This is a genomic window from Candidatus Pelagibacter sp., assembly GCF_052049815.1.
Lineage (GTDB): Bacteria > Pseudomonadota > Alphaproteobacteria > Pelagibacterales > Pelagibacteraceae > Pelagibacter.
The window spans coordinates 1-21,856 of record NZ_JBNGZG010000020.1 but is presented as its reverse complement, the minus strand read 5'-3'; the positions used below and the strand labels follow the sequence as shown (position 1 = coordinate 21,856).

The following is a 21,856-nucleotide window of genomic DNA, read 5'->3' as shown; positions in this document are numbered from 1 at the left end:
ATATAACACTATGTAATAATATAACAATTATAAGTCAATACATAAAATGAGTTCTAAAAATATTCTAGTAAAATTAGAAAATGCTGGATTTAAAATTAAAGATAAAATTCTTGTTGAGGGAATTTCTTTAAGTGTAGAAAAAGGAAAAATTGTAACTCTTATAGGTCCCAATGGATCAGGAAAAAGTACAACTGCAAAAATAGCACTTGGTATTTATAAAAATATTGAAGGTAAAGTTGAAAAATTTACTAACAAAATTGGATACGTTCCTCAAAAAATATCTATTGATTGGACTTTACCTTTAAGAGTTAAAGATTTTATGAATCTAACTGAAAGTATAAATGACGAGCAAATTGATGAGGCTTTAGGTTTAACAGGAGTTCTTCATTTAAAAAATAATAATCTAGGGAGTCTTTCTGGAGGAGAATTTCAAAGAGTATTACTTGCAAGAGCAATATCTAAAAAACCAGAACTTTTAGTTTTAGATGAACCAGTTCAAGGTGTTGATTATACTGGTGAAATTGCTTTATATGAATTAATCAAAAAAATTTCAGATGAATTAAAGTGTGGAATTCTATTAATTTCACATGATCTTCATACCGTTATGAGTGCTACAGATCATGTAGTTTGTTTAAATGGTCATGTTTGTTGTTCTGGTTCACCAATAGATGTTGCATCAAATCATGAATACAAAGCCTTATTTGGTGAGCAAGCTTCAAAAACTCTTGCTTTATACGAACATAATCATGATCATGTTCATTCAAATGATGGTGAAATAAAAAAAAATTAAAATGTTAGATGATTTTTTTATAAGAGCTTTGATTGCTGGAATTGGGGTCGCTTTAGTCACTGGACCTCTTGGTTGTTTTGTTATTTGGAGAAGATTATCATACTTTGGAGATACATTATCTCATTCAGCTTTATTGGGTGTTACGCTTGCTTATACATTTGAATTAAATATTGCTCTCTCTGTTTTTCTAATTTCTTCAATTGTTGCAATAATCTTAATTAAACTTCAAAGTAGAACTAATTTACCAGGAGATGCTTTACTTGGTCTTTTGGCTCATTCTTCATTGGCAGTTGGATTAGTTGTTATTGGTTTTTTAACATTTATTAGATTTGACGTAATGGGATTACTATTTGGAGATATTTTAGCTGTTACTGTTAAAGATATTACTGTTATCTGGATTGGTGGAGCAATTATTCTTTGTATACTTAAATTAATATGGAGACCTTTATTTGCATCAACAGTTAATTATGAACTTGCTGAAGCGGAGGGTCTAAATCCAGAAAGATCTAAAATTATTTTCACAATTTTAATGGCTGCAATAATTGCAATATCAATAAAAATGGTTGGTTTATTATTGATTACCGGTATGTTAATTATACCTGCGGCAATGGCTAGAAATATTTCTAGTAGTCCTAAAATGATGGTTATATTTTCTGTGATTGGAGGTTTATTATCTGTGGTTTTAGGTCTTTTTTCATCATTAGAATTTAATACAGCATCAGGTCCATCTATTATTGCTGCTTCTTTATTCTTATTTGTATTATCTTTATTTAAAATAAAACAGTCTCCACAATTGAAAAACTAATCTATAATGAATAAAGTTATAAACATGAAACAAGAATTTCTTTCAAAAAATCAACAAATAGTTCTTGAAACAATCAAAAATTCTAATGAACCACTTAAAGCTTATTCCATTTTATTTGATGTAAAAAAAAAAGGTATTAAAGCTCCACCCCAAGTATACAGAGCTTTAGATAAATTAATTGAGATTGGTAAAATACATAAAATAGAAAGTAAAAATGCTTTCGTAGCATGTAAAAATACAAATTGTGATGTCACAAAGACTACAGCGTTTTCTATTTGTGAAAAATGTGAAAATATTGAAGAAATTAAAGACACAAAAATTTCAAAATATTTGAAAAGTTTTAAAGATAATTCTGGAATGAATTATACAAGATACAACCTTGAGTTATTTGGTTTGTGCAAAAAGTGTAAGTAAATTATTTTTTTTTAATAAATCTTTAACAAAACTGAAATAAACATTTCTAATGTTTATTAAAAAATATCTAAAATGGATCAGTACATTCTTAGTTTTAACAGGAATATTGCTTACAAATTTAAATTACTACCCTATTAATATATATTTCCACGGTTTAGGTGTAGTTGGTTGGACGGTAGCAGGATATCTCTCAAAAGATAAGGCAATACTTACTAACTTTGGATTACAGATACCTTTATTCTTAATTGGTTTTTATAAAATTTTAATATAGAAAAATTTATATTAAAGAATAACCAGAAGCTCTAACTGTTCTAATTAGTTCTTTTGTATCATCAATATTTATAGATTGTCTTAATCTTCTAATGTGAACATCAATTGTTCTGCTTTCAACGTTTACATTATTTGGCCAAACATTTTCTAATATTTGATCTCTTGAATAAACTCTTTTTGGATTCATTAGGAAGAATTCTAACAACCTAAATTCAGTTGGTCCTAGCTTTATTTCTTTTTTATTTCTAAACACTCTTTTTTCGATTCTGTCCAAAAATAAATCTTGATATTCTAAATTGTCAGAAACTATCTCTGGATTAGATCTTCTAAGAATAGCTTTAATTCTTGCTAATAATTCATTAAAACTAAATGGTTTAGTCAGATAATCATCTACACCACTGTCCAAACCTTTGATTTTATCTTCTTCTTCACCTTTTGCTGTAAGCATAATTATTGGTAAAGATTTAAACTTATTATCTTTTCTTATATTTTTACAAATTTCTATTCCTGATAAATCAGGTAACATCCAATCTAACAAAAGCAAATTTGGTTCAAATTTTTTTAATTGTTTTAATCCTTCATTGCCATTTTCTGATGAAGATACTATGAAACCTTCTTTTTCAAGATTATGTTGGACTAATTGAATTATTGAAGGTTCATCTTCAATAATAAAAATTTTACCATTCATTTTATTCTTGGATAACTTTTCCTTTTGGTCTGTTACCTTTTAAATATTCACCCTTAATCAAATAACAAACATTTTCAGCTATATTGGTAATATGATCTCCTGCTCTTTCTAAATTTTTAGTTGCAAATATTAAGTGAGTAGAAAAATCTAAATTCTTTTTATCTTTAGATAAGAAATCAATAACACTTTCCATAGCAATATATGTAAGATCATCAACTTGTTCATCTTTTTCCCATACCTCTTTAGCTTTATCAAAATCTTTATTAACAAAGCTATCTAATACATCATTTAATTGTTTAAGAACTAAATCACCAAGTCTTTTTAAATTTCCTAATAATTCTTCTGGTAAATCTAAAGGTAAGGGCTTAACTTTTTTTGCATTACTTTTTGATAAATCACCAATTCTCTCAAGATCCTGTGAGATTTTTAAAGAGCTTATTGTTTCTCTAAGGTCGATTGCCATTGGTGCTCTTTTAACTAAAAGGGTCATTATTTGAGTATCAATTTTAGATCTAAATTTATTAATCTCTTCATCACTTTTAATAATTTTATCAATAGAATCTTTATCCACTTTTATAATGGCATCCATAGAGTCGACCATTTGTGACTCTGTTAGACTTCCCATTTTAATTACTGAGTCAATTAAGTGTCTTAATTCTTCTTCATATGATTTTACTGTATGTTCATTACTCATAATTTATCCAAATCTACCTGTAATATAATCTTGTGTCATTTTGTTGTCAGGATTTTTAAAAATTTTCTCTGTTTTTCCTACTTCAATCAATTTTCCTAGATGAAAAAAGCCAGTTTTTTGAGAAACTCTTACTGCTTGTGCCATTGAGTGAGTAACAATTACAATTGTATAGGTTTTTTTTAACTCATCTATTAATTCTTCAATTTTTGCAGTTGCTATTGGGTCTAGAGCTGAACAAGGTTCATCCATAAGGATTACCTCTGGATTAACAGAAATTGCTCTTGCTATACATAATCTTTGTTGTTGTCCACCTGATAAACCTGTTCCTGGTTCGTCTAATCTATCTTTAACCTCTTCCCATAGAGCAGCTTTTCTTAAACTATTCTCAACAATTTCATCAAGTTCACTTTTACTTTCACCTTTTCCATGTATTTTGGGGCCATAAGAAATATTATCATAAATACTTTTTGGAAATGGATTTGGTTTTTGAAAGACCATCCCTACTCTTTCTCTTAGAGATACAACATCTAAATTTTTATCATTTATTTCAATTCCATCTATTTCAATATTTCCAGTAACTTTACAAATATCTATGACATCATTCATTCTATTTAGACATCTTATAAAAGTAGACTTACCACAGCCAGATGGTCCAATTAATGCAGTGACTTCTTTTTCATTTAAATCTAAATTAACATCAAATAGGGCTTGTTTTTCTCCATAAAAAACATTTAAATTTTTTGATTTAATTTTTATATCACTCATTTAATTCCATCTCTTTTCAAATTTTTGTCTTAGATATACTGCTAAAAAATTCATTACAATTAAAAAACTTAATAACATCATTATAGTAGCAGATGTTTTTTCAACAAACCCTCTTTCTGCTGATTCAGACCATAAATACACTTGTACAGGTAAAGAAGATGATGGATCAATTGGAGTTGAAGGAATATCAACAACAAATGCAACCATTCCAATTAATATTAATGGTGCAGTTTCTCCCAATGCTTGTGCTAATCCAATAATAGTCCCTGATAACGTTCCAGGTAAAGCTAAAGGAACAACATGATGAAAAACTGACTGAAATTTAGATGCACCGACAGCTAAAGCACCTTCTCTTATAGATGGTGGAACAGCTTTTAAAGATGCTCTACATGGAATAATAATTCTTGGTAAAGTCATTAAAGCTAAAGTAATTCCAGCAACTAATGGAGTGGACCTTGGTAGTTGAATAGTTGCTAAAAGTATTTGAAGCGCTAGCAGTCCATAAACAATTGATGGTACAGCGGCTAAGTTATTAATATTTATTTCAATAAAGTCAGTAATCTTATTTTTAGGAGCAAATTCTTCTAAATATATTGATGCTAAAACTGCTACAGGAAATGCTAATAATAAACATATTATGATACTGTAAAATGAACCAACTAAAGCTCCTCCTATACCAGCTAATTCTGGGTCTCTTGAATCTCCATTTTTAAAAAAATAATTGTTAAAGTTTTTAACGATCTTTTTATTTTCAACTAAAGTATCATAAATTTGTAGTTGAAAATTTGATATCCGTCTTCTGTCCTCTGGTAAATCTCTTGGATAATTTCCTTTATGTAATTGATCGATATCATCTGATGCTGTTATTTCTAAATTAATTCTTTTTCCAATCAAATTATTATTATCTATCAAAGCTCTTTTGATTTCTAATTCTGCATCAGTGGTAAATAGATCAATTAATTCATTTTCTTGGTCAAAATCATTTACAGGATATGTTTTTAGTAGTGTTTCAATCGTAATATCAAAAAAGTCTGACTGCATAATTTCATCTATGGATGCTCCATTTTGAACATCAATGAGTTCAGGATCAAAAAATACTTCAACATTTATTGCAGTTTTCATAAAAGCTGAACTTCCTTTTGAAAAAATATTTTGAACTAAAATTAGAACAAACAGTAATGCGACAAAAATTGAAGCGATACCATAGAACCTGAATCTTTTTTCTGCACTATGTCTTTTTTTTAATCTTTCTTCTTTAGTCATATTTTTCTCTGTATTTTTTAACAGCTCTTTGGGCTATGTAATTTAAAATCAATGTTGCAATAAAAAGTGTTAATCCAAGAGCAAACGCTGATTGTGTTTTTGGACTATCAAATTCTTGGTCGCCAACTAAAATCATTACAATTTGAGTTGTAATTGTTGTTGTGGATTCCAATGGATTAATAGTTAAGTTAGCAGCTAAACCTGCTGCCATTACAACAATCATAGTTTCACCAATTGCCCTAGATACAGCTAAAAGAATTGATCCAATAATTCCTGGCAGTGCCGCAGGTATCACAACTTTTTTAATTGTTTCTGATTTTGTTGCACCAATAGCATAAGAACCATCACGTAAAGATTGAGGTACTGAATTAATTACATCATCAGATAAAGATGAGACGTAAGGAATGATCATAATTCCCATAATAAGTCCAGCTGCAAGAGCACTTTCAGATGAAACAGATAATCCAAAACTTTCTCCAACTTGTCTAAAAAAAGGTCCAACCGTTAAAGCTGCAAAAAAACCGTAAACAACAGTTGGTATGCCTGCTAAAATTTCAATAATTGGTTTTGAAACTCTTCTAATTTTAATTGAAGCATATTCAGCCATATATATACCTGAGAACAATCCAATAGGTACAGCAACAAGCATTGCAATGAAAGCTATGAAAGATGTGCCTGCAATTAAAGGTATAAAACCAAATGCATCTTTTAATTCAGCATACTCTGCTTCTGTTATTGCTGATGCATCTCTTACAAAAGCCCTTTGTGGACTCCAATTAGTTCCAAACAAATAATCAAATACATTTATTACAGAAAAAAACTTAATGCTTTCAAATAACAGTGAAAATATAATTCCTAATGTAGTTAATATAGCAATTAAAGAAGAGGCAAATAGAAGACCTTTTAATATAAGTTCTACATCGTCTCTGGCTTTATTATTGTTCTTAATTTTATTTAATGAATAAATTATAGATGCAATGATAATTCCAAAAATTAGAACTATTTTAGAATTTGTAAATAAATTAATAAATTTTGCATAAGACAATGCGCTTTCTTTGAGAATGCTATCTATGTCACCTAAATATGTACCTAAATGAATAGCTTTAATTTTTTCATAAATCAAATTTGCTTCGTTTTTGTTGTTAAAAATTGCTCCTTGATTAGCAGCAGTATCAATAATTATTGATTTAATTATTACTGGTTCAAATAATGACCAAACTAATAAAAAAACTAATGCTGGAATGGAGCACCATAATACAAGGTAATAACCATAAAATTTTGGAAGTGCATTTAATTTAATATTATTATTTATTGAAATAGTCTTACTTTTAGATTTTCCATAAAAAAATAATGATAACGAAAATATTATGATTAAGAAAATTAGAACAGAATTCATTATGTTTCTGATAACTGTATAATGTTACAGTTTTGTTACAATTTAACTTAATAATTGAATAAAAAAAAAGGCCAGTAAAATACTGGCCTTTTTTGTGAATAAATTTAATTTTTACTTAATATTAATTATATTTAAATCAATCGCGGCAGTTCTAGTTACTTCGTATTTATCAGAAGCCAATGGAACTAAACCAATTTTAGCTAGATAACCTCTGTTACTCATAGCTTTTTTTGATGTAAATTCTTTAAGGTATTCTTGGATACCTGGTACTACACCAATATGAGCTTTTTTAACGTAAAAGAACAATGGTCTAGCAATCGGGTATGAATAATCTTGGATACCTTCTAGAGATGGTTGAACACCTTCAATTGAAGCAGCTTTAACTTTGTCTTTGTTTGCAACTAGATAACTATAACCAAAGAAACCATAAGCATCAGGATTTGAAGTCAATTTTTGGACTATTAAAGTATCATTTTCACCAGCTTCTACCGCATAACCGTCTTCTCTGATTTTAGCACATTCTTTTTTTGCTTTATCACCAAATAAAGATTTAGCCTCTTTTGAACAACCTTTAACCATAACCAGGGAGTTCCAAGCATCTCTTGTGCCTGAAGTAGGTGGTGCAACTAAAACCTCAATTTTCTTATTTGGAAGACTAGCATCGATATCACTCCATTTTTTATATGGATTTTCAACTAATTTTCCATCTACATCAACTTTTGCAGCTAAAGCTCTCCAAAGTTGTTCTTTTGTAAAGTTAGCATCAGGTGAATTCACAGCATGAGCAAAAGAAATACCATCGTTTCCTACAACTATTTCGATAATTTCTGAAACACCATTCTTCTCACATAAAGCTTTTTCTTTTGGTTTAATTGCTCTAGATGCATTTGTAACATCAGGGTGATTAACACCGACACCAGCGCAGAATAATTTCATTCCACCGCCAGTTCCTGTACTTTCAATAACAGGGGTTTTAAACTTTCCGCCTTTACCAAATTTTTCAGCTACAACTGTTGCATAAGGATATACAGTTGAAGAGCCAACAATTTTAATTTGGTCTCTTGAGTGACTAATTGATGTAAAACTTAGCACTAAAAGACAACTTAATATTATACTTGTTAATTTATTCATAATTCTCCTTTTAAGATTCATATACGAAACTATTTAAATTCTAATTTTAAATAATTTATTAAAGGAAGGTTAAAGTTTTGTTACAATGACTAACTTTTTAGTTGAATTATAAAGCGTTAAATTTAATACTTATTGATGTACCTTCATTTTTCACACTATTTATATCCATTTCAGCTCTATGTTGAGAAACTAGATGTTTAACAATAGCCAAACCTAGTCCTGTACCTCCTACACTTCTACTTTTGCTAGGATCAACAGTAAAAAATCTTTCAGTGATTCTATGTATTAGTTCTTTAGGTATTCCTATGCCTTGATCTTCTACAGATACTATATTTGTTTCACCTTCTTTTTTAGTAGAAATTGTAATGGTTTTATTTTTATCGCTATATTTAATTGAATTATCAATAAGGTTCGTAAATATTTCAATTAGTTTATCTCTATCACCTATAATCTTAAAATTATCAGTTTTATTTAAAACAATACTAATATTATCTTTTTTGATAATTTTTTCGTAAGTCTTAATAACAAATTCTAATAATTCTATTAGATCAATTTCATGAGTGGGTCTTATATGTTCTTGTAATTCAATTTTTGATAAAGAAAGTAAATCTCTTATTAAATTTTCCATTCTTTCAGATTGAGAAATCATTACGGGAAGGAAATTTTTTACCTCAGAATTATTTTTTAATTCAGAATTGTTTTCGAATGTTTCAAGTCCCATTTTGATTGATTGCAAAGGTGTTCTTAGTTCGTGAGAAACATTAGCAACAAAGTCAGATTTTAATTGTTGAAACTTATAAAACTCAGTTAGATCTCTGATAAATAAAACACATGTAGTTTCATCAAAGAAAAGGTCTCTTTTATCTAAATATATAGTGATATTAAGTCTTGATACTGATTGTGTTCGAATTTCTATCTCAAAATCTGATAAATTTTCGCCATTGAAGGCTTTATCTATAAAATTGAGCAAATCTGGGTTTCTTAAAAAACCACTTAAATTTTCATTTAATTTTATCTGAAACCAATTTGTAGCTGAATTATTGCTAAATAAAATTTTTTTACTCTTGTCTACAACAATAACTCCTTCTGGGATATAATTTAATAAATTATATATACTTCCTCTATAATCTTTATTTTCTATTATTTTAATTTTTTCATTATCATTTTTGTCTTCAGTGTTAATACCTAATACTTTTTCTTTTTTAAGGAGAAAAAAAATTAAAACAGCTATGATAAATAAAAGTATAAAGTTTAATAAATCCACTTATTTTACTCTTCCATAAACATCTTGATATCTGACAATATCTGTTTCCTTTAGAATAGATCCTACTTGAGCTTCAACTATCTTAACTGGTTTATTTCCAGAATTTTGAATTCTATGTATCGCCTCTAATGGAATAAAAATATGTTCAAATGGTTTTTTAATAAAACTATCTTTATTTAAAGTTATCTTTGGATTTCCTTGGGTTACTAACCAGTGTTCAGCTCTATGGTGATGTTTTTGAAGACTTAATATTCCTTTTGGTTTTACAAATAACTCTTTAATCAAGAATTCTTTACCCTCAAATAAATTAGTGTATCTACCCCAAGGTCTATAAAATACATTTTTCTTCTTGATGTATTTATTCTTATTTTTGTCATACATCTTTAATATTTCTTTCCAACTTCCAAGATCTGACCATGGTATATCTAATTTTATTGCATTGATTTGTTTTGTTTTTTCTAGGATTGCATAATCAAATGATTTTGCAGTAGCTTTTATAAATGAAGCTTTATTGAGATAATAAGTATTAGATTTATATTTAGCTTTATCTACAGCCTTAATACAATTTCTATAAATAGTGGGTTGATATTTCTTAAAGTTATTAATTATCGAGTCTTTTCTTAAAAAGAACATTCCTGAATTCCAATAACCTTTCTTTTTAATGACTTGTTTTGCTTTTACTTCTTTTGGTTTTTCAATAAATTTTGTTACTTTATTAATATTTCCTTTAATTCTTTTTGTTAAAAAATAACCATATTCACTAGATGGCGAAGTTGGTTTAATTCCAAATATAAATATATTTTGATTGTTCAAATTAGATTTGTTCTTGCTAATTGATCTATTAAAAATACTTACTTTTTCAATTAAGTGATCTGCTGAAAAAAACATTAAAGCTTGTTCGTTTGGAATATCTTTTATTAAAGCAGTGCTTAAAATTGCTGGAGCTGTATTTCTTTTTGCCGGTTCTAAAACAATTTTATATTTCTTAATTTTGTGTCTTTTTAAGTGTTGCTTAACTTGTTTAAGATATTTTGCGTTAGTACTTATAATTGGAGCATCAAATATTGATCCTTTAACTCTCTCTAAGGTTTTGCCTAATAAAGTCCAATTACCAAAATCAATGAATTGTTTTGCTTGATGATTTTTAGAATTAGGCCAAAGTCTAGTTCCAGCCCCACCACACAAAATTACTGGACGAATTTTCATTAAATTTTTGAGTATTCTTTAACCTCTTTTTTCTTACCAGGATGTGTTGGAGCTCCCAAATAAGCTGGTCCAACAGTTTGTGCGTATTTCCATAAAGTTCCTGATCCAAAATCTGATTTTTTAGCTTTCCATTTTTTTCTTCTTGAAGCTAATTGTGCTTTAGTTAGTCGAACATTAATTGTTCCTTTCTTAGCATCTATATCAATGATATCTCCATTTCTAAGCAATGCTATAGGTCCACCTAATGCTGCCTCTGGTCCAACGTGACCCACACAAAAACCTCTAGTAGCTCCTGAAAATCTTCCATCAGTAATAAGAGCAACTTTTTCGCCTTTACCTTGACCATAAATTGCACCAGTTGTTGATAACATCTCTCTCATACCAGGTCCACCTACTGGTCCTTCGTATCTAATAATAATTACATCACCGTCTTTATATTTTCTTGTTTGAACTGCTTTCATTGCACTTTCTTCATTATCAAAACATCTAGCTCTTCCAGTAAACTGTAATTTTTTTAATCCAGCAATTTTTACTATTCCACCTTCAGGCGCCAAGTTACCTTTTAATCCAACAACACCTCCATCTGGAGATAGTGGATTATTGTATGCTCTTAAAACTTTTTGTTTTGGATTAAATTTAATATTTCTTAAATTTTCTTTCATAGTTTTGCCTGTAACTGTCATACAGTCACCATGAATGTACCCGCCATCATAAAGAGTTTTTAATAACATTGGAACACCCCCTGCTAACCACATATCTTTTGCAACATATTTTCCACCAGGTTTTAAATCTGCAAGATAAGGAGTTCTTTTAAATATTTTTGCAACATCCATTAAATCAAATTTAATTCCAGCTTCATTTGCAATTGCAGGTAAATGTAGAGCTGCATTAGTTGAACCGCCAGTTGCTGCAACAATTGTTGCTGCATTTTCTAAAGCTTTTCTTGTAACAATATCTCTTGGCTTAATACCTTTAGCCAATAAGTTCATTACTTGTTTTCCACTTTCTTTTGCGTATTTATCTCTTTCTTCGTAAGGAGCTGGAGTTCCGGCAGAGTAAGGAAGAGCTAAACCAATGGCTTCTGAAACACATGCCATAGTATTAGCAGTAAATTGCCCACCACAAGCACCTGCACTTGGACACGCAACAAGTTCTAATTTTCTAAGTTCTGCTGCTGACATTTGTCCTGAAGAATGTTTTCCAACAGCTTCAAATACATCAACTACAGTTACATCTTTTCCTTTGTATCTTCCTGGGAGAATTGATCCACCATAAATAAATACACTCGGTACGTTAAGTCTAACCATCGACATCATTAAGCCTGGTAAAGATTTATCACAACCAGCAATACCAACTAAAGCATCATAACAGTGCCCTCTTACGGTTAATTCAGCAGAGTCAGCTATAACTTCTCTTGAGATTAATGAAGATTTCATTCCTTCATGTCCCATTGCAATACCGTCTGTAACAGTAATTGTACAAAATTCTCTTGGAGTACCACCAGAAGCTCTTACACCTTTTTTAACTGATTGAGCCTGTCTCATTAAAGCTATATTGCAAGGTGCAGCCTCATTCCAAGTAGATACAACGCCTACAAATGGTTTTGATACGTCTTTTTCAGTTTCACCCATAGCATAATAGAATGATCTATGTGGTGCTCTATCTGGACCTATTGATGTATGTCTACTTGGTAGTTTCTTTTTGTTAAATTTTTTCATTATAAGCTTTCAATGGTTAGTGATAATTTTTTTATATCATTTTCTAAATTATTATAATTAGATTTTTCTTGTTCAACAATATCTTTTGGGGCTCTATCTACGAAACCTTTGTTGGATAATCTCTTCGATATTTTATCAGCTTCTTCTTTTAATTTGCTTTGTTTTTTTACTAAATTTTCTTTTATCAAAGTTAAATTTACATTTTCATCGAAATAAACCTTATAAATTTCACCAGATATCACCATTGATCCAGATGATTTATTTTGGTCATCTTTTAAAAACTCATTAACTCTTCCAAGTTTTTTCAAAACAGTACTATTGTCATTTACAAATTTCTTAGTTTCTTTAGATAAATTACTAATTGATATTGTTGTAAAAGACCCAGGACTTACATTTAATTCATTTTTAAATGATCTAAGTTCAGAAATTATATCAATAATTTTTTCTACATCTTTTTGAGATTGATCAATTTTAGCTTCACCAGATGGCCAGTTATGATGCATTAAAAAATCTTTACCTGAATTATCAAATTTATTTTTTAACCATATTTCTTCTGTAACAAATGGAATAAATGGATGGAGCATCACTAAAATCTGTTTAAAAACATAAGAAGATACTTTCTTAACTTCACTAATATCTTCTTCTTTATCTGAAAATAGTATCGTTTTTGATAGTTCTAAGTACCAATCACAATATGAGTTCCATGCAAATTTATAGGCATTTTTTGCTGCCTCATCAAAACGATAATCTTTAAGATTTTTTTCTACAGTGTTTTTTGTTTGTATTAATTCTGAATAGATCCATTTATTAATATTTAAAGATAATTTAGGTACTTCATTTGTCGATGAAAAATCACACTTATTAGTTATTAAAAAATTATTAGCATTCCATAATTTATTTAAAAAGTTTCTATAACCTTTAACTCTGTCTTCAGATAATTTTACATCTGTACCGGGTGATGCCATTGATAATAAAGTAAATCTTAATGCATCAGCACTATATTGATTTATCAAATCTAAAGGATCAATAACATTTCCTTTAGACTTTGACATTTTTTGTCCTTTTTCATCTCTAACTAATGCATGAACATAAATATCTTTAAATGGTTCTTTGTTTAAAAATTCCATTCCGAACATCATCATTCTAGCAACCCAGAAAAAGATAATATCAAAACCAGTTACAAGAACTGTTGTTGGGTAAAACTTATTTAACTCTTCTGTTTTTTCAGGCCATCCTAAAGTTGCAAAAGGCCATAGACCTGATGAGAACCAAGTATCTAAAACATCAGGATCTCTATTTAACTCAACATCCTTTTTATAAAATTCTTTAGCTTGTTTTTTTGCATCATCTTCATTTTCAGCAACAAATATTTTTTCATCTGGACCATACCAAGCAGGTATTTGATGTCCCCACCAAAGTTGTCTTGAAATACACCAAGGCTCAATATTATTCATCCATTGAAAATATGTTTTTGACCAATTTTCTGGAAAAAAATTTGTTTTTTTATTATTAACTATCTCTTTAGCTTTGATCGCTAATTTTTCTGCATCAACAAACCATTGATCAGTTAAATATGGTTCAATAACAGAGTTAGATCTATCTCCATAAGGAACTTTATTTTTGATATTTTCTTCTTTTACAAAAAAATCTTTTTCTTTTAATTCTTTTAAGATTTTCTTTCTTGCATCAAATCTATTAAGACCAATATATTTTTGTGGGGCATTTTCATTAATTTTTCCTTCTTCCGTAAATACATTAATTATTTCTAAATTATTTCTAGAACCTACATCATAGTCATTAAAATCATGCGCAGGTGTAATTTTCAAAGCACCCGTCCCCTGTTCAGGATCAGCGTAATCATCTTCAATTATTTTAATTTTTCTTCCTACAATTGGAATTGTTACAGTTTTGCCAACAAATGATTTAAATCTTTTGTCAGATGGGTTTACTGCAATTGCGGTATCACCTAACATTGTTTCAGGTCTAGTTGTTGCAATAGTGATAAATTGATCAGAATTATCTATTGGATATTTAATGTAATATATCAAAGAATTCATTTCTCTTTGATCAACTTCTAAATCTGAAATTGCAGTTTTAAGAACAGTATCCCAATTTACTAATTTCTTAGCTTTATAAATTAATCCTTTTTTATGAAGATCTACGAAAACTTTAATTACTGATTTTGAGAGATTTTCATCCATTGTGAACGCATTTCTACTCCAATCACATGAACAGCCTAATTTTTTTAGTTGGTTTATTATGATATCGCCATATTGATTTTTCCATTCCCAAACTTTTTCAATAAATTTTTCTCTTCCAATATCATTTTTATTTATGTTTTCTTTTTCTAATTTTCTCTCCACTAAGGCTTGTGTGGCTATACCAGCATGGTCAGTGCCTGGCTGCCATAAAGTTTCATAGTCATTCATTCGGTAATATCTAACTAGCAAATCTTGAATGGAATTATTTAAAGCATGACCCATATGTAAACTTCCAGTTACATTTGGAGGTGGAATGACTATAGAATATTGTTGTGAACTCTGCTTAGGTTTAAATAAACCGTTTTTTTCCCAATAAGAATAAATTCTATCTTCAACATCAGAATGTATATATTTATCAGTACTCATGAGAGAATTAGTTTATAATTTAATAATTCAAATTAACAATAATCAAATTAAATCGTTATTTAATAGACTATTGATTTAATTTAATTATAAAGCCATTGTAACTTATTTTGAGTATCAAGTGGCAACGTGGCGGAATGGTTACGCAGAGGATTGCAAATCCTTGTACCCCGGTTCGATTCCGGGCGTTGCCTCCAATAAAAATGTTCTTGTTTTAATCAGAAAAAAAAGTAAGTTGGGGTTTTTACATTCCTCGGTAGCTCAGTTGGTAGAGCAGTTGACTGTTAATCAATTGGTCGCAGGTTCGAGTCCTGCCCGAGGAGCCAAAAATCAAACAGCCTTTGAAATTCCTGGATTATTTACCTGAAGTGTTTTGTTAAACTTATTTTTCTGATCAGGTGTCAATTCTGAGTAAACTTTAGCTAAAAAGTTATAATTAACATTCATGTGACCTTCTTGAGATTTTTCTAAATTAACTAGATATTCTGAAAAATCCTCAAAAAAATAATTTATTGGCACTTTTAAGTAGTTAGATAGTTGAAGTAATCTAATAGAACTTACTCCATTTGTGCCTTTTTCATATTTTTGTATTTGTTGAAATGTAACGTTGATTGCTTTTGCGACTTTTGTTTGTGTTAAACCTAATGCTAATCTTCTAAGTTTAAGTTTATTACCTAGATGCTTATTAAAATTATCTTCCATTAAGACCCCTCTTAATATTTTGTATAAATAGAATTCAACCTGTTTTTTAAACCTTGTGCAACAATAAAATTATTTTTTTTTATAAAAAAATTGAATATTAAGACTTGACGTCAAGCTTAAGTTGTATGAAATCTTTAAATATTATGCGTGTAAATTGACGCTATTAAAGTATCTGACTTAAGAAAAGTTTAGTTCTATCACTCTTAGGATTGGCAAAAAATTCTTTTGTTTCAGCTTTTTCAACAATCATACCTTCATCCATAAATATCATTTGATCTGCAACTTCTTTTGCAAAACCCATTTCATGAGTTACTACTATCATTGTCATACCTTCATTAGCTAAATCAACCATTACATCTAATACTTCTTTAATCATTTCAGGATCAAGAGCTGATGTAGGTTCATCAAATAACATAATCTTTGGTTTCATGCATAAAGCTCTAGCAATGGCTACCCTTTGTTGTTGACCCCCTGATAATTGACCAGGATATTTCTGTGCTTGATCTAAAATTTGCACTCTTTCTAAATGTTTTAGAGCAATTTCTTCTGCTTCTTTTTTTGGTAATTTTTTAACCCAAATTGGAGCTAATGTGCAGTTGTCTAAAATTGATAAATGTGGAAATAAATTGAATTGTTGGAATACCATTCCAACTTCTGCTCTAATTTGTTCAATATTTTTTGTATCTTCTGTTAAAGTTGTTCCATCAACTATGATGTCACCTTCTTGATGTTCCTCTAATCTGTTTATACATCTAATTAACGTAGATTTACCTGACCCAGATGGTCCACAAACAACAATTTTTTGTTGTGAATTTACTTCTAAATTTATGTCTTTTAAAACTTGAAAATCTCCAAACCATTTATTCATATTTTTAATTTGAATAATACTATCTGACATAAATTATCTTTCTGTTTTATATTTTTTCTCTAAATTATAGCTATATTTACTCATTGCATAACAAATAATCCAGAAAATTATTGCAGCAAATACATAGCCTTCCATTGCAAATCCTAACCATTCTGGATTAGTTTTTGCTAAATTTAACATTCCAACAATTTCTAATAATCCAACAACAAAAATCAAAGGAGTATCTTTTACTAAAGCTAAAAAAGTATTGGCAATACCAGGTATTACTAATTTCAAAGCTTGTGGAAGTATTACAAAAATGTGCATTTTCCAATAACCCATACCCAAAGATTTTGCAGCTTCGTATTGACCTCTTGGTAAAGCTTGAAGACCACCTCTTATAACTTCAGCTACATATGCGGCTTCAAATAATGAAATTGCGATAATTGCTCTGACTAATTTATCAATAAAAAAATCTTCTGGTAAAAACATTGGGAACATTACTGCTGACATAAACAAAACAGTAATTAACGGAACACCTCTCCAAAATTCAATAAATCCTACAGAAATATACCTGATAATTGGAAAACTTGATCTTCTTCCTAATGCAAATGCCATTCCAATTGGAAAACAGAAAATTAAACAGAAAAATGATATGATGAAAGTTAAAGACAAGCCTCCCCACGCACCTGTCTCAACCCAATTCAAGCCATCTAGCTTTCCTAATTCAATTAATTCCTCATAAAATATGAAATACTTTAAAAGTATATAAAGAGATATCGGAACTAATAAGAAATAGTAGAACTTATATTTACTCGGAATAAAGAAACCAACTATAATTGAAATTATTGCAGCAATTATTCCGTAAGAAAAATCAAAAAATACAGGTCCACCTGAAATAAAGAAAAAGATAAATAAAAAAGCAATAAATGGATAAATTACCACATAATATAAAGTTAAATATTTTTTAAATTTTTCTGTAGCAAAATATCCAACTGAACCAAGTAAAGCTAAAGCTATAAATGATAAATTAATTCTCCATTGTTCAGCATTAGGATACATTCCGTATAAAAATCTTCTAAACCAAACTTTAATATAAGTCCAACAAGCGCCTGTTCCTGAGCAAACATCTTTACTGTCTCCTGCAAAGCTGGCATCTGCAATAAACCAACTAAATATAGGTGGAGTTGATTTAATAATTATAAAGATAATTAATAATGATAAAATTGCGTTAAAATTTGTAGTGTTAATATTCTTATTTATTAAATCCAAAAATCTAATTCCGCTATTTTCTATTCTGATAAAAAACAAACCTATAAAACCAATAATAAGTGGGAATAAAAAACTTAATGTTGTAGGTAAAAATCCAGTAATATTTGAAGCAAAAAATGAGTTTAAAAAAACATCTAAAACACCAATAAAAAATAATGCTGACCCTAAATACAAAAAAGTATTTAAGTTTTCTTTATCAGGTTTCATTAAGTTTATTTTTGACATTAATTATTTTTCCTTAATAGCAATTTTTTTATTGTACCAATTCATTAAGATAGAGATTGAAATACTTAAACTTAAATAAGTTAACATCGTAATAGAAACTATCTCGATGGCTTTACCAGTTTGCATTAAAGCTGTGCCTGCAAAAACTAAAACTAAGTCAGGATATGCTATTGCTGCTGCTAAAGATGAATTTTTAGTTAAATTTAAATATTGATTAGTTGTTGGTGGAATTATAATTCTTAACGCTTGAGGCATAACAACTAATTTTAAAACTTGATTAGGCGTTAAACCAATAGACGCTGCAGCTTCTTTTTGGCCTTTTCCTACACCTTGAATACCGGCTCTAACGCATTCAGCTATAAATGTAGCTGTATAAAGAGATAATGATAATGTAAGAGCGATTAATTCTGGAGGTAAACTTACACCACCTTCATAAATAAATGAAGTAGTTGCAAGTTGTTTTAATTTTGGAATTTCAAATGAAAGACTTACACCTCCAATTAAAAAACTTAATAACGGTAAGATTAGAATTAAACCAATAGAAATCCAAAGTACAGGTAATTGTTTTCCTTGGGTTTCTTGAACTTTTTTTGCATGAATTCTTATAACTACAATTGCTATTACTGCAGCAACGATTGAATAAAAGAAAATATTAAAATTTTCCCACATAAATGCAGGTACATATAATCCTTTAATTGTTAAGAAGAAAACTCCAAACATTGCTTCAGCGTCTTGAGGTAGAGGTAGGGCTCTTAATGCTGCAAAGTACCAGAAAAAAATTTGTAGTAGTAAAGGAATATTTCTAAAAAATTCAACATAGAATGCTGCAAAGTTATTAATTAGATAATTTGGAGATAATCTAGCTACACCAACTATTACACCCAAAATAGTTGCAAAAATAATACCTATGACTGAAACTAATATTGTATTTAGTAATCCTACTAAATAAGCTCTGAAATATGAATGAGATCCATCGTATTCAATTAATGAAAATTGAACATCAAATGAAGACTCTTGAGATAAGAAACCATAACCAAAATCAATACCTCTGTTCTCCATATTGACTTGAGCGTTGTAAGAAAAAAAACCAAAAATAGCTATTACAAATAAAAGTGTAATTAATTGAGGTATAAGATTTTTTAACTTTAAATTCATTACAGGATTTATAAAAAAAAGGGCTAGAAAAATCTAGCCCTTTTTAACTATTTAAATATGCAATTATCTTGCAGGTGGTACATAAAGAATTCCACCTTTAGTCCACAATTGGTTTGGACCTCTGTCTGGTAAAATTCCTGTGTCAGCTATATTTCTTTTATAACTTTCACCGTAGTTACCTACTTGCTTAATAATTCTTAAGCTCCACTCATTGTCTAGACCAAAAGCAGCACCTAATTCACCCTCAGCACCAACTAATCTTTTGATTGCTGGGTTGTCTGAAGTTTTCATAGAGTCTGCATTTGCTGAAGTAATTCCATATTCTTCAGCTTCGATCATAGTGTTTAAAGACCATCTTACGATATCTTCCCACACAGCATCACCTTGTCTAACAACTGGACCTAATGGCTCTTTAGAAATTGTTTCTGGTAATACAATGTGCTCATCTGGGTTACTCATTTTAGTTCTTTGAGCAGCTAATCCAGATTTATCTGTAGTGTAAGTATCACATCTACCTGCATCGTATGCAGCAACAACTTCGTCAGCTTTTTCAAAAGCTACTGGCTCATAAGAAATTCCTTTTGAATTAAAGAAGTCTCTCATATTTAGCTCTGTAGTAGTACCAATGTTTGTACAAGCAGAGATACCATTTTTGAATTGGCTTGTTGAAGTAATTCCTGAACTTTTTCTAACCATGAAACCTTGACCATCGTAGAAGTTTACACCTACGAAAGTAAGACCAATGTCAGCGTCTCTCGAAAGTGTCCAAGTTGTGTTTCTTGATAAGATATCAATCTCACCAGAAGTTAGAGCTGTGAATCTTTCTTTAGCACTTAGTGGTGTAAATTTAACTTTATTTGCATCACCTAATACTGCAGCAGCTACTGCTCTACATACATCAACGTCTACTCCAGTCCAATTTCCTGATGCATCAGCATTAGAAAATCCTGGAAGACCTTGAGATACTCCACATCTTACAAAACCTTTCTTTTGAGTGTTTTTAAGAGTTTTAGATTTTTTAGCAGCCATAGACTCTGTTGTAAAAGTAAACAACACAGCAACCATTGCTACTAAAGAAGTAAATTGTTTTAAGTATTTAAACATTATTCTTCCTTTTGTTTGTTTATTTATTTGTTAACAAATAATTCAAAATTTAATTTGAATTCGCGGAATTTAATCATGTTCAGATACTCAGTGCAAGAGCAAAAAGGCCACTATATACTAAGCAAATTTGATGGCGCGCCCTGAAGGATTCGAACCTACGACCCTCGGTTTAGAAAACCGATGCTCTATCCAGCTGAGCTAAGGGCGCAAATAGATTTGTATTCTCTATATATTACAAAATTAATTTTTAAAAAGATATTTTTTTAAAATTAATAAAATTGTCAATAATTCAATTCTACCGATAATCATAAAGACTATAAGGCAGTATTTATTGAGAAAATGAAGATTGTTAAAATTAAAATCACCTAATCCATAAGATGATGAATTAACAGTATTCATCAAAGTCAGCACAGCTAACTTTATACTTTGTTCAAATTCAATATCGAAAATACTAAGTAATATTGTTAAAGAAAACAAAGATATAATAAATATTATTATAGATAAAAAATATTTATTTATAACATCAAAATTAAAATTTATTTTTGAAAAAGCTAACTTACTCATAAAAATATTTCTTGGTTTACTAAAAGAAAGAACTTGATTTAAAGAAAACTTCAGTAAGCTATAAATTCTTATAAATCTTAATCCGGAGCTTGTTGAAAAAAAGGATCCTCCTATAATCACCAAAATAATGTAGATAAAACTTAAATTTAAATTCGGCAAACCAGTTGAAAAACCAATATTAGAAATACTACTCGATATTGAAAAAAAAATATCAATAAAATCACTATCAAAGCTAAAGAAAATGAAAAAAATTGAAAGTAAGATTATTAAATATAAAACTAAATGAAAATCTTCATAAAAAAAATCTTTATTTCTTTCTTTAAAGAAAACTAAATTATAAATAAAGAAAATACTAAAATAAGAAATTAACATTAATAACGAAAAAACTAATTTTTTAATATCTGAATTTAAAATTGTTGAAATTTCATTTACTGGTAAATATCCCCCTGATGAAATAATTGTCATCGATAAGTTAAATGAATTAAAGGTTCGAATACCAAATAAATTTAAAGTTATAAAGATTATAATAGTTAAAGATGAATATAATATAAAAATTTTACTTGTTTGTTTTATTATTTCAGAACTATTAAATGAAAAAAAATTAGTTAACGATTTTTTTAGACTCTCATCAAAAATATCAATTAAAAAAATAATAGAAAATAAAAAATAAAAACCTCCAATCCATTGAATTGAAGATCTCCATAAGATTAAACTTTGGTCAATACGATTTATATTATCGAATGAAGAAAATCCCGTTGAAGTAAAACCAGAAACACTCTCAAAAAAAGCATTTATAAAAGAAATATTATAAATACTAAAATAAAAAGGTATGGATAAAACTAATGGTAGTAAAAAATATCCAAATAAAATTGTTAAGATCTTATCAAAGATATTAGGCTTATTATCGTGAGTTTTAATTTTATAGAAAGTTAAAGAAATAACTAATGAATCTATAAGTG

At 28.9% G+C, this 21,856-nt stretch carries 20 protein-coding genes and 3 tRNA genes; 6 read left to right on the top strand and 17 right to left on the bottom strand.

Annotated features, from left to right (window positions below; all coding sequences use genetic code 11):
• Positions 1-46: 46 nt before the first annotated feature.
• The 4 genes from ACTT9D_RS04875 to ACTT9D_RS04860 are packed head-to-tail and all read left to right on the top strand — an operon-like array spanning position 47 to position 2,280.
• Positions 47-790: an ATP-binding cassette domain-containing protein gene (locus tag ACTT9D_RS04875; protein ID WP_440930682.1), complete on the top strand. Its 744-nt coding sequence runs from the start codon at positions 47-49 to the stop codon at positions 788-790.
• A 1-nt stretch (position 791) separates the two neighbouring features.
• The gene (locus ACTT9D_RS04870; protein WP_440930681.1) at positions 792-1,595 is read left to right on the top strand and encodes a metal ABC transporter permease; all 804 of its coding nucleotides are present in this window, start codon (positions 792-794) and stop codon (positions 1,593-1,595) included.
• 6 nt (positions 1,596-1,601) lie between these two features.
• Positions 1,602-2,009, top strand: a complete 408-nt coding sequence (locus ACTT9D_RS04865; RefSeq protein WP_440930680.1) for a Fur family transcriptional regulator — start codon at positions 1,602-1,604, stop codon at positions 2,007-2,009.
• Between the two features lie 49 nt (positions 2,010-2,058).
• The gene (locus ACTT9D_RS04860) at positions 2,059-2,280 is read left to right on the top strand and encodes a DUF6552 family protein (protein ID WP_014953212.1); all 222 of its coding nucleotides are present in this window, start codon (positions 2,059-2,061) and stop codon (positions 2,278-2,280) included.
• A gap of 6 nt (positions 2,281-2,286) precedes the next feature.
• Here the strand turns inward: ACTT9D_RS04860 and phoB are convergent, their stop codons facing one another.
• The 10 genes from phoB to ACTT9D_RS04810 all read right to left on the bottom strand — a co-directional run bounded on the left by phoB (position 2,287) and on the right by ACTT9D_RS04810 (position 15,031).
• Positions 2,287-2,967 carry a phosphate regulon transcriptional regulator PhoB gene (gene phoB / locus ACTT9D_RS04855; protein WP_440930679.1) on the bottom strand — a complete coding sequence of 227 codons (681 nt, stop codon included), beginning with the start codon at positions 2,965-2,967 and terminating at the stop codon, positions 2,287-2,289.
• Position 2,968: 1 nt separating this feature from the next.
• Positions 2,969-3,661 carry a phosphate signaling complex protein PhoU gene (gene phoU, locus ACTT9D_RS04850; protein ID WP_014953210.1) on the bottom strand — a complete coding sequence of 231 codons (693 nt, stop codon included), beginning with the start codon at positions 3,659-3,661 and terminating at the stop codon, positions 2,969-2,971.
• 3 nt (positions 3,662-3,664) lie between these two features.
• Positions 3,665-4,426: a phosphate ABC transporter ATP-binding protein PstB gene (pstB, locus tag ACTT9D_RS04845; protein ID WP_014953209.1), complete on the bottom strand. Its 762-nt coding sequence runs from the start codon at positions 4,424-4,426 to the stop codon at positions 3,665-3,667.
• Positions 4,427-5,689: a phosphate ABC transporter permease PstA gene (gene pstA / locus ACTT9D_RS04840; RefSeq protein ID WP_440930678.1), complete on the bottom strand. Its 1,263-nt coding sequence runs from the start codon at positions 5,687-5,689 to the stop codon at positions 4,427-4,429.
• Positions 5,682-7,085: a phosphate ABC transporter permease subunit PstC gene (gene pstC, locus ACTT9D_RS04835; RefSeq protein WP_440930677.1), complete on the bottom strand. Its 1,404-nt coding sequence runs from the start codon at positions 7,083-7,085 to the stop codon at positions 5,682-5,684. Before pstC ends, pstA begins: the two co-directional genes overlap by 8 nt.
• 111 nt (positions 7,086-7,196) lie before the next feature.
• Positions 7,197-8,216 (bottom strand): substrate-binding domain-containing protein, encoded by a 1,020-nt coding sequence (locus tag ACTT9D_RS04830; RefSeq protein WP_014953206.1) that lies wholly within the window; start codon positions 8,214-8,216, stop codon positions 7,197-7,199.
• A gap of 106 nt (positions 8,217-8,322) precedes the next feature.
• A complete protein-coding gene (locus ACTT9D_RS04825) occupies positions 8,323-9,480 on the bottom strand; it encodes an ATP-binding protein (RefSeq protein ID WP_440930676.1) in 1,158 nt (385 codons plus the stop codon).
• Positions 9,481-10,686, bottom strand: coding sequence for a sugar phosphate nucleotidyltransferase (locus tag ACTT9D_RS04820; RefSeq protein WP_440930675.1), 1,206 nt, complete (start codon positions 10,684-10,686; stop codon positions 9,481-9,483).
• Positions 10,686-12,404: a dihydroxy-acid dehydratase gene (gene ilvD / locus ACTT9D_RS04815; protein WP_440909481.1), complete on the bottom strand. Its 1,719-nt coding sequence runs from the start codon at positions 12,402-12,404 to the stop codon at positions 10,686-10,688. The genes ACTT9D_RS04820 and ilvD overlap by 1 nt, the downstream gene beginning before the upstream one ends.
• Positions 12,404-15,031, bottom strand: a complete 2,628-nt coding sequence (locus ACTT9D_RS04810; protein WP_440930674.1) for a valine--tRNA ligase — start codon at positions 15,029-15,031, stop codon at positions 12,404-12,406. The genes ilvD and ACTT9D_RS04810 overlap by 1 nt, the downstream gene beginning before the upstream one ends.
• A gap of 120 nt (positions 15,032-15,151) precedes the next feature.
• Between ACTT9D_RS04810 and ACTT9D_RS04805 the strand changes: the two genes are divergently transcribed.
• Positions 15,152-15,225: transfer RNA gene (locus ACTT9D_RS04805), tRNA-Cys, on the top strand.
• A 53-nt stretch (positions 15,226-15,278) separates the two neighbouring features.
• Positions 15,279-15,354 (top strand) — tRNA-Asn (locus ACTT9D_RS04800).
• A 4-nt stretch (positions 15,355-15,358) separates the two neighbouring features.
• Here the strand turns inward: ACTT9D_RS04800 and ACTT9D_RS04795 are convergent.
• The 7 genes from ACTT9D_RS04795 to ACTT9D_RS04765 form a co-directional block, all read right to left on the bottom strand.
• Complete coding sequence (locus ACTT9D_RS04795) at positions 15,359-15,730, bottom strand: helix-turn-helix domain-containing protein (protein WP_440930673.1); 372 nt, start codon at positions 15,728-15,730, stop codon at positions 15,359-15,361.
• A 163-nt stretch (positions 15,731-15,893) separates the two neighbouring features.
• Entirely contained in the window at positions 15,894-16,628 is a 735-nt protein-coding gene (locus ACTT9D_RS04790) for an amino acid ABC transporter ATP-binding protein (RefSeq protein WP_440930672.1), read from the bottom strand.
• 3 nt (positions 16,629-16,631) lie between these two features.
• Complete coding sequence (locus ACTT9D_RS04785) at positions 16,632-18,074, bottom strand: amino acid ABC transporter permease (RefSeq protein WP_440930671.1); 1,443 nt, start codon at positions 18,072-18,074, stop codon at positions 16,632-16,634.
• 3 nt (positions 18,075-18,077) lie between these two features.
• Positions 18,078-19,229 (bottom strand): amino acid ABC transporter permease, encoded by a 1,152-nt coding sequence (locus tag ACTT9D_RS04780; RefSeq protein ID WP_440930670.1) that lies wholly within the window; start codon positions 19,227-19,229, stop codon positions 18,078-18,080.
• 63 nt (positions 19,230-19,292) lie between these two features.
• Entirely contained in the window at positions 19,293-20,333 is a 1,041-nt protein-coding gene (locus ACTT9D_RS04775; protein ID WP_014953196.1) for an amino acid ABC transporter substrate-binding protein, read from the bottom strand.
• 131 nt (positions 20,334-20,464) lie between these two features.
• Positions 20,465-20,541: transfer RNA gene (locus ACTT9D_RS04770), tRNA-Arg, on the bottom strand.
• 32 nt (positions 20,542-20,573) lie between these two features.
• A partial coding sequence (locus ACTT9D_RS04765) for a TrkH family potassium uptake protein (RefSeq protein WP_440930669.1) occupies positions 20,574-21,856 on the bottom strand: 1,283 nt, incomplete at its 5' end.

Bases quoted from the DNA above. Each gene is read 5' to 3' on its own strand.
- ACTT9D_RS04875 (WP_440930682.1), top strand. From the start codon at position 47: ATGAGTTCTAAAAATATTCTAGTAAAATTAGAAAATGCTGGATTTAAA.
- ACTT9D_RS04870 (WP_440930681.1), top strand. From the start codon at position 792: ATGTTAGATGATTTTTTTATAAGAGCTTTGATTGCTGGAATTGGGGTC.
- ACTT9D_RS04865 (WP_440930680.1), top strand. From the start codon at position 1,602: ATGAATAAAGTTATAAACATGAAACAAGAATTTCTTTCAAAAAATCAA.
- ACTT9D_RS04860 (WP_014953212.1), top strand. From the start codon at position 2,059: ATGTTTATTAAAAAATATCTAAAATGGATCAGTACATTCTTAGTTTTA.
- phoB (WP_440930679.1), bottom strand. From the start codon at position 2,967: ATGAATGGTAAAATTTTTATTATTGAAGATGAACCTTCAATAATTCAA.
- phoU (WP_014953210.1), bottom strand. From the start codon at position 3,661: ATGAGTAATGAACATACAGTAAAATCATATGAAGAAGAATTAAGACAC.
- pstB (WP_014953209.1), bottom strand. From the start codon at position 4,426: ATGAGTGATATAAAAATTAAATCAAAAAATTTAAATGTTTTTTATGGA.
- pstA (WP_440930678.1), bottom strand. From the start codon at position 5,689: ATGACTAAAGAAGAAAGATTAAAAAAAAGACATAGTGCAGAAAAAAGA.
- pstC (WP_440930677.1), bottom strand. From the start codon at position 7,085: ATGAATTCTGTTCTAATTTTCTTAATCATAATATTTTCGTTATCATTA.
- ACTT9D_RS04830 (WP_014953206.1), bottom strand. From the start codon at position 8,216: ATGAATAAATTAACAAGTATAATATTAAGTTGTCTTTTAGTGCTAAGT.
- ACTT9D_RS04820 (WP_440930675.1), bottom strand. From the start codon at position 10,686: ATGAAAATTCGTCCAGTAATTTTGTGTGGTGGGGCTGGAACTAGACTT.
- ilvD (WP_440909481.1), bottom strand. From the start codon at position 12,404: ATGAAAAAATTTAACAAAAAGAAACTACCAAGTAGACATACATCAATA.
- ACTT9D_RS04810 (WP_440930674.1), bottom strand. From the start codon at position 15,031: ATGAGTACTGATAAATATATACATTCTGATGTTGAAGATAGAATTTAT.
- ACTT9D_RS04795 (WP_440930673.1), bottom strand. From the start codon at position 15,730: ATGGAAGATAATTTTAATAAGCATCTAGGTAATAAACTTAAACTTAGA.
- ACTT9D_RS04790 (WP_440930672.1), bottom strand. From the start codon at position 16,628: ATGTCAGATAGTATTATTCAAATTAAAAATATGAATAAATGGTTTGGA.
- ACTT9D_RS04785 (WP_440930671.1), bottom strand. From the start codon at position 18,074: ATGTCAAAAATAAACTTAATGAAACCTGATAAAGAAAACTTAAATACT.
- ACTT9D_RS04780 (WP_440930670.1), bottom strand. From the start codon at position 19,229: ATGAATTTAAAGTTAAAAAATCTTATACCTCAATTAATTACACTTTTA.
- ACTT9D_RS04775 (WP_014953196.1), bottom strand. From the start codon at position 20,333: ATGTTTAAATACTTAAAACAATTTACTTCTTTAGTAGCAATGGTTGCT.